The sequence below is a fragment of the Corynebacterium sp. UMB4614 genome (assembly GCF_030217065.1).
Lineage (GTDB): Bacteria > Actinomycetota > Actinomycetes > Mycobacteriales > Mycobacteriaceae > Corynebacterium.
The window spans coordinates 1-9,717 of the sequence record NZ_JASONC010000033.1; the positions used below are offsets into that span (position 1 = coordinate 1).

The 9,717-nt window shown below is 61.9% G+C and carries 9 protein-coding genes, 2 tRNA genes and 1 pseudogene; 9 read left to right on the plus strand and 3 right to left on the minus strand.

The features are described from left to right. Window positions 1–497 (minus strand): transposase (locus QP413_RS09515; RefSeq protein WP_284781556.1); only part of this gene is annotated, 497 nt, incomplete at its 3' end. Window positions 498–597: 100 nt separating this feature from the next. On the opposite strand from QP413_RS09515, the gene QP413_RS09520 reads away from it, so the two are divergent. The 5 genes from QP413_RS09520 (at window position 598) to QP413_RS09540 (ending at window position 3,199) form a co-directional block, all read left to right on the plus strand. Then, window positions 598–1,776 carry a hypothetical protein gene (locus tag QP413_RS09520; RefSeq protein WP_262369257.1) on the plus strand — a complete coding sequence of 393 codons (1,179 nt, stop codon included), beginning with the start codon at window positions 598–600 and terminating at the stop codon, window positions 1,774–1,776. A gap of 194 nt (window positions 1,777–1,970) precedes the next feature. Further along, window positions 1,971–2,384, plus strand: a complete 414-nt coding sequence (locus tag QP413_RS09525) for a hypothetical protein (RefSeq protein ID WP_041628515.1) — start codon at window positions 1,971–1,973, stop codon at window positions 2,382–2,384. Between the two features lie 202 nt (window positions 2,385–2,586). Further along, window positions 2,587–2,660 (plus strand) — tRNA-Asp (locus tag QP413_RS09530). Window positions 2,661–2,681: 21 nt separating this feature from the next. Then, window positions 2,682–2,754, plus strand: a tRNA-Phe gene (locus tag QP413_RS09535). A gap of 151 nt (window positions 2,755–2,905) precedes the next feature. Beyond that, on the plus strand, window positions 2,906–3,199 hold the full coding sequence (locus QP413_RS09540) for a GNAT family N-acetyltransferase (RefSeq protein ID WP_284781557.1): 294 nt from the start codon (window positions 2,906–2,908) through the stop codon (window positions 3,197–3,199). Window positions 3,200–3,334: 135 nt separating this feature from the next. On the opposite strand, the pseudogene epsC reads toward QP413_RS09540, so the two are convergent. After that, window positions 3,335–3,907 (minus strand): annotated as a pseudogene (gene epsC, locus QP413_RS09545) (serine O-acetyltransferase EpsC); the annotation flags it as partial. A 223-nt stretch (window positions 3,908–4,130) separates the two neighbouring features. After that, window positions 4,131–5,066, minus strand: a complete 936-nt coding sequence (cysK, locus tag QP413_RS09550) for a cysteine synthase A (protein ID WP_012360828.1) — start codon at window positions 5,064–5,066, stop codon at window positions 4,131–4,133. A 214-nt stretch (window positions 5,067–5,280) separates the two neighbouring features. Between cysK and QP413_RS09555 the strand changes: the two genes are divergently transcribed. The 4 genes from QP413_RS09555 to murA all read left to right on the plus strand — a co-directional run bounded on the left by QP413_RS09555 (window position 5,281) and on the right by murA (window position 9,283). Continuing rightward, window positions 5,281–6,054 (plus strand): enoyl-CoA hydratase-related protein, encoded by a 774-nt coding sequence (locus tag QP413_RS09555; protein WP_148812823.1) that lies wholly within the window; start codon window positions 5,281–5,283, stop codon window positions 6,052–6,054. Between the two features lie 75 nt (window positions 6,055–6,129). Further along, window positions 6,130–6,705 carry a DUF2505 family protein gene (locus QP413_RS09560; RefSeq protein WP_284781558.1) on the plus strand — a complete coding sequence of 192 codons (576 nt, stop codon included), beginning with the start codon at window positions 6,130–6,132 and terminating at the stop codon, window positions 6,703–6,705. Window positions 6,706–7,041: 336 nt separating this feature from the next. Continuing rightward, window positions 7,042–7,917, plus strand: a complete 876-nt coding sequence (gene ramA / locus QP413_RS09565) for an acetate metabolism transcriptional regulator RamA (protein WP_284781559.1) — start codon at window positions 7,042–7,044, stop codon at window positions 7,915–7,917. Between the two features lie 109 nt (window positions 7,918–8,026). Next, window positions 8,027–9,283, plus strand: a complete 1,257-nt coding sequence (murA, locus tag QP413_RS09570) for a UDP-N-acetylglucosamine 1-carboxyvinyltransferase (protein ID WP_070760150.1) — start codon at window positions 8,027–8,029, stop codon at window positions 9,281–9,283. Window positions 9,284–9,717: the final 434 nt, after the last annotated feature.

Genomic DNA, 9,717 nt, shown 5'->3' on the forward strand with positions numbered 1-9,717 from the left:
GTGCTGATCGTATCCGGACTCATATCCACCCCGAGCGTGGTCACGAGGTGATGCTGGATATCGCGCACTGTCATCCCACCGGCGTATAGCGAGACGATCATGTCGTCGAGTTCTGTGAGCCGGCGTGCACCCTTGGGCACCATCTTCGGAGTAAACGTGCCGGCACGATCCCTGGGCACGGTCACGTCCACCGCGCCGTAGCCAGAATTGACGGTCTTGGTGTACGACCCATTGCGGTGATTGCCGCCGTGCACGGGTTCAACCTGGGCTTTCGTCTTGCGGTCAGAATGGCTATAGCCCAAATGCGCATCCATCTCCGCCTGCAGACCAGCGTTGATCGATGCCTGCAGCAGGCCTTTGACCAGCTCGCTTGCATCATCAGCGGAAGCCGACAGCTCGCTGATCAAGCTGGCGAGCTCAGGATTTTCCATCAGCTTCTCGCTGATCTCATTGACCTTTGCCGGGTCATGGTTTTTCTTCGGTGACACCGTAGTCATTATCGATGACACTCCTTCTAGATCAGAGCCTCACACACAAACTTCCTGACACCCTCTCGCGGAGGCCCAGGTTCTCACTGACTCCGCCTGGTGGCTGACTTTGGGGGCCATCGTGGTGGGGGTGCTGCTGTACTGGATTGCGACGATCGGCATCGAAAACCGCCAGCGCTACAACTATGCCGTGCGTTCACGCAAGGAGCTCACGTCCCGCACAATCGCCTCGGCAAGCCTTTCCGACTACCAGCGTGAGCACGATTTCGAGAAGCGGGAGGTCGACGGTCGCCCATACCTTGCCTCGGACCGGGTCGATGAGTTCATCCAGGACGGTGGCCTGGAGAAGCCATGGGAGTTCTCCTCCTACAGGTACCGGCTGCCGAAGGATCTGGAGCAGTTTAAGTACCTGAATTTGCGCCGTCACTACGCGCAGGGGCGTGCGATGTTCAACGGGAAGCTTCTAGGCATGGCCTGCGACCCCGACTGGACGAGTCACGTCATCCAGCTGCACCCCATCGGCTATTTCGACCACATCACGTCGAACCTCGTCGTCGACAACCTCTACTACACCCCGGGGTACGACGAGTTACTGTTCGACGGCAGCTCCATCATCGTCAACAAGGACGACGGTGTCCTGATCGATCTCATCGAGAGCAAGGCGGCGAATGTCATCGGCTCCTCGACGTTGGTCCTGACATCCGATGGTCACGTGATTGTCGGTCAGCAGGGTTCGCTGAGCGATAACTCGCAGGGCATGCTGATCCCGTCGGGCTCCGGTTCGGTGTCGCTGAACGATAGCTTCTATGCGGAGACTTTTGCGGACATCGTCGCTGGTGCGGCGCAGCGCGAGTACTTCGAGGAGGCTGCCGTTCCGGGTGCGCAGGAATACCTGCGGAAGACGAAGTCCACCGGGGTGTTCCGGACGCCGGACAGTGTGACCGTGCCGGTACCGATTGCTACGCGGCCCATCGCCTACATGCGGGATCTGACGCGCGCTGGGCTGCCGGATTACTTCAACCTGTCCTATACACAGCTCACCGCGGAGCAAGCCATCGGGAAGAAGGCATTGCCCTCGGAGAAGGGGCTCCAGACAGGGATGCGGGCGGAGCGGCTGCAGCCAGGGGAGGACGTCGCGCAGTGTGTGGACCGGATCGTGAAGGATCACCGGGCTGACGGTGGCTCGGTCTCTATGCAGATGGAGATGACCCGCCACGCCCTATTGCAGATGCGGGAGCGTGGGGTGCTAGGAGAATTCGTGAGTCATCTTCAGCGGGCGACTGCCTAGCTGAAGATTGGCAATGGCCTTAAAAGTTCCAAAGGCTGTGCCAGACTCCTGTTATGCGCCTCAACCGAAGCTTGTCCCGGCGGCAGTTCGGCGTCGCTCGTCGGACTGGATCCTGCCTCGCTGCGCTCAGCCTGTCACTGCTGTTGGCTAGTTGCGCCGGCGAAGCTAGCGATTCCGCAGCCGATCGCCCTACCGTGACTCAAACGATCACCAAGGCTGGCCCGCCGCCGTCCGATGTTCAGAATGATGGTGCAGGGGAGGGGAACGATGCTTCGGGCGATGCCGACGAGAGGACTGAGCCGCAGCGGGAGCGCGCGCGGCCGAAACCGCAGCGCGTGAAGAAGGGCGAGTGCCCCTATCTTGAGTCCAACTCGAACACCCGACCCGGTGAAATCGTCTCCATGTACTGCGATGGGCGATGGATGCGGGCGGGACGTAACGGCACTGATCACGTGTGGGTCGAACGTTTCGACGGCGCCGAATGGGGTGAGGTGGAAGCCGACGGGGTGACCACCTCCGGCATGCAGGGGCCGTGCTTCTCCGATGCTCGGCTGCGCCGCCTCGGTGCCCCCGAAAAACTGATCGACATGGTGACCCTCTGCGATTAGTGCCAATTAGTGTCATCGGTACCGGAGCTGCGGGAGCGCTAAGCTGCCATGGTGGAGGGGTAAAACCTATAAAAAGCAGCTTGCATGGCCCGAAAAGGCGCCCTTTAAAATGCCTATCTACCTGCTGTGATGTGTGCATGTTGGCCGTGATTTGTGCCCACGTTAACCGCTGGGTATAGTTACCACTCGTGCGATAGCACACGGCCCTGTGGCGCAGTTGGTTAGCGCGCCGCCCTGTCACGGCGGAGGTCGCGAGTTCAAGTCTCGTCAGGGTCGCTGTGAAGCCTCAGGCTTCTCGGCCAGATAGCTCAGTCGGTAGAGCGTTCGCCTGAAAAGTGAAAGGTCCCCGGTTCGATCCCGGGTCTGGCCACACTCCCAGCCCCATCCCAACGGATGGGGCTTTTGCTTTACGATTGCATTCCCTTCGAGCGCCTGAGAGGGCAGCCATACCCGCGTAAAATCGCAGGTTCAAGGCCTGCCCCGCGCGGTGGGCGAATCCAACCCAGCGAAAGGGGATTGCCATGACCGCATCCGATACCCAGCGACAGGTCCGCAAGGAAGCCGACCGCTTCGTCATTGAGGTGGGCGGCGAGCAGGCAGGCTTCGCCGCATTCGAGGACACCGACGGTGTTCGCGACTTCAACCACACCGTCGTGGACCCGGCATTCCGGGGCCAGGGACTATCAAAGCCCCTCATCGCAGCGGCATTGGATGCCACCCGCGAGGAGGGGCTGAAGGTTCGCCCGACCTGCTCGGCCGTGGCGGGATTCGTCGAGAAGAACCAGGACGATTACGGCGACCTCGTCGTCGAGTAGGTCCTAGACGGCGCCGTCGACGTCGTTATCGGGGCTCGACGGGACGGCCTTCGAGCCGTCGCCACCGGCCGCGCTCTGGGGCTCATTCGCGGTATTTTTTCCCGCGTCGCCCGATCCCTCGGCGGGGCTCCTCTTCTGCATTTCCGCGACCCAGTGCACCGCGTCCACCAGCGGGGTGCGCTGGTCCTTCTGGCGCGGGCGCACCTTCGCCGGGATACCGGTGAGGATCGAGTCAGCGGGCGCGTCCTTCGTCACGACGGCGTTGGCACCAATGGCGGAGTTATCGCCAATCGTGATCGGGCCCAGCACCTTCGCGCCCGCGCCCACAGTGACACCGTTTCCGATCGTTGGGTGGCGCTTCGTCTGAGTTAGTACCTGTCCGCCGAGGGTCACCCCGTGGTAGAGCATGACGTCGTCGCCAATCTCCGTCGTCTCGCCGATGACGATGCCCATGCCGTGGTCGATGAAGAAGCGCCGACCAATCGTCGCACCAGGGTGAATTTCGATGCCCGTCAGGAAGCGGGTGAACTGCGCCAGGATTCGCGCTGGCCCCTTCCAGCCGCGCTTCCACATCTTGTGGGACACGCGGTGCGCCCAAATGGCGTGGAGCCCGGAGTACACGATGGCATTTTCCAGATCGCCTCGTGCGGCGGGGTCGTGCAGGCGGGCGTTCTTCAGATCCTCCCGGATCGTGGCAAAAATGCTCACGCGATCCTCTTTCTTTACATCGACTTTTTGCTTCCTTCTGCTGCCAGGATGGGCATCCCAGCGGGCCTATTCATTAGCTGGAGGGAAGCATACTCATCATATGCAGCACGCCACCGCCGTGGCGTATTCCCGAAAGATTTATTCCGGGTGGCCAACGGCGGTGGCGTGCAGAGGTTGAGCGGGCTGGATCCGGGGTTCGAATGAGCCCGGATGATTGCCTCTGTTAGTCGCGCAGGTCCTCGAAGAGCAGGGTGGAGACGTAGCGCTCACCGAAGTCCGGCAGGATCGCGACGATGGTCTTACCCTCGTTCTCCGGCTTCTGAGCCTCCTGCAGTGCGCCCCAGACGGCTGCGCCGCCGGAGATACCGCCCAGGATGCCCTCGGTGACCGCGAGCTCGCGGGCGGTCTTCACAGCTTCCTCGAGAGGGGCGTCGATCACGCGATCGAGGACGTCCTTATCGAGGGTCTCCGGGAAGAAGTTGGTGCCCAGGCCCTGGATCTTGTGCGGGCCGAAGCGGCCCTCGGTCAGCAGCGGGGAATCGGCCGGCTCGACGCCGACGATCTCGATGCTCTCCTTCTTCTCCTTCAGGTACTTCGCGGCGCCGGAAATGGTGCCACCGGTGCCGATGCCGGCGACGAAGATATCCACATTGCCGTCGGTGTCCTCGAAGATCTCCGGGCCCGTGGTCTCGTAGTGCTTCTTCGGGTTGGCTGGGTTCTTGAACTGGCTGGCCAGAATGGAGTTCTCGGTGGACTCGACCAACTCGTTGGCCTTATCGACTGCACCCTGCATGCCGGCGGAACCCGGGGTGAGTACCAGCTCAGCGCCAAGAGCGCGCAGCATGATGCGACGCTCGTTAGACATCGTCTCTGGCATCGTGAGTACAACCTTGTAACCGCGAGCCGCGCCGACCATGGCCAGTGCGATACCGGTGTTACCGGAAGTTGCCTCGATAATGGTGCCGCCCGGCTTGAGCTCGCCGGCGTCCTCGGCAGCCTGAACGATAGCCAGACCAATACGGTCCTTCACGGAGTTGCCTGGGTTGGCGGACTCGATCTTCAGTACCACATCAGCCTTGTAACCCTCGGTGAGCTTGTTGAGCTTGACCAGCGGGGTATTGCCGATGAGCTCGGTGATGTTCTCGTAAATCTTTGCCATTTTCTGGTTTACCTTTCCTTGTTGCGAATCAGCCTGAAGTAAAATAGACTGATCTGTCTACCTGTTATGATACCCGCCCTTGGGGTTGTGAGGCAATGGTGAAGACGGGAATTGGCCAAGCTGGTGACGTCCCTAACAAAAATGGGCACAATGGGCAGCGGAAGAAAACAGCGAAACATTTTCACGCGCATACCCCAGAAGAAGAGAGGTCACGATGAGCGAGAACGTCATCCTCACCAGCACCAATAACCGCGTCGCCACGATCCGACTCAATCGCCCGGAGGCTCTCAACGCACTCAACAGCGAACTCATGCACGCCGTCGTGGATGCTGTTGAGGGCTTCGATCGGGACCCGAATATCGGCGCGATTGTCATCACTGGCAGCGATAAGGCCTTCGCCGCGGGCGCTGATATCAAGCAGATGCAGTCCGAGACCTACCCAGAGATCCGTCAGAAGAAGATGTTCTTGGAGTGGGAGCGCGTCGCGCAGGTCTCGACCCCAATCATCACGGCTGTCAACGGCTTCGCGCTCGGCGGCGGCTGCGAGGTTGCGATGATCGGCGACATCCTGCTGGCGAGTGAGAAGGCCAAGTTCGGCCAGCCGGAAATCACCCTGGGTATCATCCCGGGCATGGGTGGCACCCAGCGCCTGACTCGCGCGGTGGGCAAGGCCAAGGCGATGGACCTGATCCTCACAGGCCGCATGATGGATGCACAGGAGGCGGAGAGCTCCGGCCTCGTATCCCGCGTGCTGCCCGTCGAGGGCTTCGACGAGGCGGTCCAGGAGGTCGCCGCCAAGGTTGCGGGCATGTCCAAGGTTGCTACCACCGCCGCGACCGACATGGTTGATGCCGCCTACGAGACCACCCTGCGCCAGGGACTGCTCAGCGAGCGCGATGCCTTCTGGTCCCTGTTTGCCACGGAGGATCAGAAGGAAGGTATGGCCGCCTTCGTTGAGAAGCGCAAGCCGGAGTGGCAGCACCGCTAAGGATCGCCGCGCGTCCGGCGGTTACGGGGTGAGTGGGCTTAGGTTTTTAGAAAGCGACGGGGCACACTAGGAAACATGGCTAAGAAGAAGACCTTCAAGAGGACGATCGCGCTCTCGCCAGCAGAGGCGCACGGAGTGTTGAGCAGCGAGGAGTACCTGCTGCGCGTAGACCAGCCCACAGATGGCTCCACGGTCGAGATCGTCGACTCGGACATCGCCCGGACTCCGGAAGGGCAGGTCACAGCCCAGCTTCAGGTCGAGATCACACCTGCCGGAGCTGCAGCCGAAGGCGCCGGGGTGGCTGCCGAGGCGGCCGACGGGGCTGCGGGCGAGTCGGGCGAGGGGCAGCCGAAACAGCCGATGCGTCTCCAGCAGACCACCACGGTGGAACCGCTGACGGGGGAGACCTGCGTGGCCGAAACCGCCATGCCCCTCCCGCAGGGGCTGGGGGAGATGCGCATGCACTTCACCTACACGCCTCAGCGCAAGGACCCGCAGTCCAGCGACGTTGTTATCGAAGTATCGGTGGACGTGAGTGTCCCAGTTCCGATGGTCGGCGGCATGATCGCGCGCAAGATCCTGGGCGATGCGGATAACACCATCGACAAGGGCTTGGCGCGCATCGAAGCGGAGGGGCTATCCCGCCGCTAGCGTGAAGAACCGGGTGAGTGGGGTCCAGCGCATGGATCCTGCTAACCGCCTGTGCGTTCCCTGATGAAGGGCTTGGCGTACGGGCGGTTTTCGCTTTAGCGGGGGGATTTTGGGGGTAGTTAGCGGGTGATCTATACTTTGCTTGACTACCTGCTAACCCCTAAAAGGGGGAGTGTTTGGTGGAAAAACTTCGGCCCGTTTTGGCGCCCCGCGCCGGCCGGGCCGCTGAGTAACAGTGCCAGGAGCATCGGCCGCGCTAAACCGGTGCTCGTGGTTGGTCGCTGGGGAAGCGCCGCGCCCTGCGCGGTGGACTTCCCACGCACAAGGGAGTGATCCGTGGAAAAGCGGCGTCTTAGCGATGACGATCAGGCAGTCCAGAAGGCTCTGGACTACCTCAAGGCGCAAACGGCAATCCCCGTCACCATGTACGGGGAAGTCAAAAGCCCGAAGAAGCTCCAGATCGTCAACTGGATCGGGCTTCGTACCCCCGCGTTGGAAAACCTCGAGGTGGTCAGCGCAGCAGGCGTCGGTGGACGCGTTATGGCCACCCGGCGTCCGGTAGGTGTCTCCGACTACACCCGAGCCAAGGCCATCAGTCACGAGTACGACTCCCTCATTTGCGATGAAGGCCTGCACTCGCTCGTTGCCGTGCCAGTGATCGTGAGCCGTTCGCTGCGGGGCGTTCTTTACGCCGGCATCCACTCCCGAGCTCGCCTGGGGGATAAAGTCCTGGAGGAAGTCACCATGACCGCCCGCTGCCTCGAGCAGGAGCTCGCCATCAACGAGGCGATGCGCGAGCGTGCCTCCGGTGAGCCCGCGCAGGCAGCCTCGGAAGGCAAGGCTGCCGAGGACGCCCCGAAGCCCTCCGGCTCGTTGAATAGCGCCGAATGGGAGCAGGTCCGCGCGACCCACTCCAAGCTGCGTATGCTCGCCAGCCGCGTGGAGGACGAGACCCTCCGCCGCGACCTGGAGGCGCTGTGCACCCAGATGGTTTCCCCAGTCCGCGTCAAGCAGACCACCAAGTTGTCTGCCCGCGAGCTGGACGTCCTGTCCTGCGTCGCCCTCGGCCACACGAACGTCGAGGCCGCGGAGGAGATGGGCATCGGCGCGGAAACCGTGAAGAGCTACCTGCGCTCCGTCATGCGCAAGCTTGGTGCCCACACCCGCTATGAGGCCGTCAATGCTGCCCGCCGCATCGGCGCACTGCCTTAAAACCCAGTGGTTACGCGGGGCATTCATCGCCCCGCCGTATTTCCACACATCACCCCACGGGACGTCGGTCGGCAGCTCTGGAAGGTTTTAACGCGTATCCTTGGCTGTTGTGAACGACAGTTTTGTGGTGAATGGAGGCGCCCGGCTGCAGGGCGCAGTGAAAGTCAGCGGCGCGAAAAACAGCGTGCTTAAACTCATGAGCGCCGCCATGCTCGCCGAGGGCCGGACCGTCCTGAAGAACTGCCCGCAGATCTCGGACGTCCCCTACATGGCGGACGTCCTTCGGGGCCTCGGCTGCGACGTCGAGCTCGACGGCGGCACCGTCGTCATCGACGTCCCGGCGGAGATCAATCACGACGCCGACTTCGACGCTGTCCGCCAGTTCCGCGCATCCGTCGCCGTCCTTGGCCCACTGACCGCACGCTGCCACCGTGCGCGAGTCGCTCTCCCCGGCGGCGACGCCATCGGCTCCCGCCCCCTCGATATGCACCAGACCGGACTGGAGACGCTCGGAGCCACCACCCGCATTGAGCACGGTTGCGTGGTTGCAGAGACCAGTGGCCTGCACGGAGCTGAAATCAAGCTCGACTTCCCCTCGGTCGGAGCGACGGAGAACATCTTGACCGCAGCGGTTCTGGCTAATGGCGTCACCGTTTTGGATAACGCGGCCCGCGAACCGGAAATCGTCGACCTGTGCAACATGCTCAACGAAATGGGCGCGAAGGTCGAGGGCGGGGGATCGAACGTCATCACCGTCACCGGGGTGGAGAAGCTGCACCCGGTCGAGCACGAGGTGGTCGGTGACCGCATCGTCGCCGGCACGTGGGCGTATGCTGCGGCGATCACCCAGGGGGACGTCACCGTTGGCGGCATCGACCCGCAGCACCTGCACCTTCCGCTGGAGAAGCTCAAGCTCGCCGGCGCACGCGTGGAGACCTACCCGACTGGCTTCCGCGTGGTGCAGGAATCTAAGCCCACCGCGGTGGATTATCAGACTCTTCCTTTCCCCGGCTTTCCGACTGATCTGCAGCCGATGGCGATCGCGCTTTGCGTGGCCTCGGAGGGAATGAGCGTGATCACGGAGAACATCTTCGAATCCCGCTTCCGCTTCGTCGACGAGCTCGTCCGTCTTGGCGCGGACGCCAGCGTCGATGGTCACCACGTGGTTATTAGGGGAGGACGTCAGTTGTCGTCTGCACCGGTGTGGTCCTCGGATATCCGTGCCGGGGTGGGGCTGGTGCTCGCCGGGCTGATTGCCGATGGTGAGACCGAGGTCCACGACGTCTATCACATCGATCGTGGCTACGAGGACTTCGTGGGCACGCTGCGTAGTCTCGGCGCGGACATTCGCCGGGTGGGGCGCTAGCAGCGCAGGCGGTTACCGCTTAACGCGGGGCATAAGCATCGATACCCTGGGTCAGAACGAACTCTGACCTGGGGTTTTGTGTTTGTTGTGGGGTGTGTGTAGATTATTGATCTGCAAGGCCGCCGGCGCTGATGCCGGGTGGTTGGGTTCCCCTTCGGTCTTGTTTCCTTATCACCAAGCTTTGGTGAACGGTGAGTAATCGTGAGTTTTCCTCCGGTTTGCTTCTGGTTCATGTGGGTGATAGGCTCGGAATCCGCCTCAACGTGAAGCGCCACAGTGTTGTGGTTGTGGAGTGTTGTGTGCATATGTTGTTTGAGAACTCAATAGCGTGATGAACCAAGCAGATCAACGGTTCTAACACACATTGTGTGTGTGGAATTTGTTTGATTTTTTATACATGACTTGGAACATGATGATGCAGTCTACTCTGACGC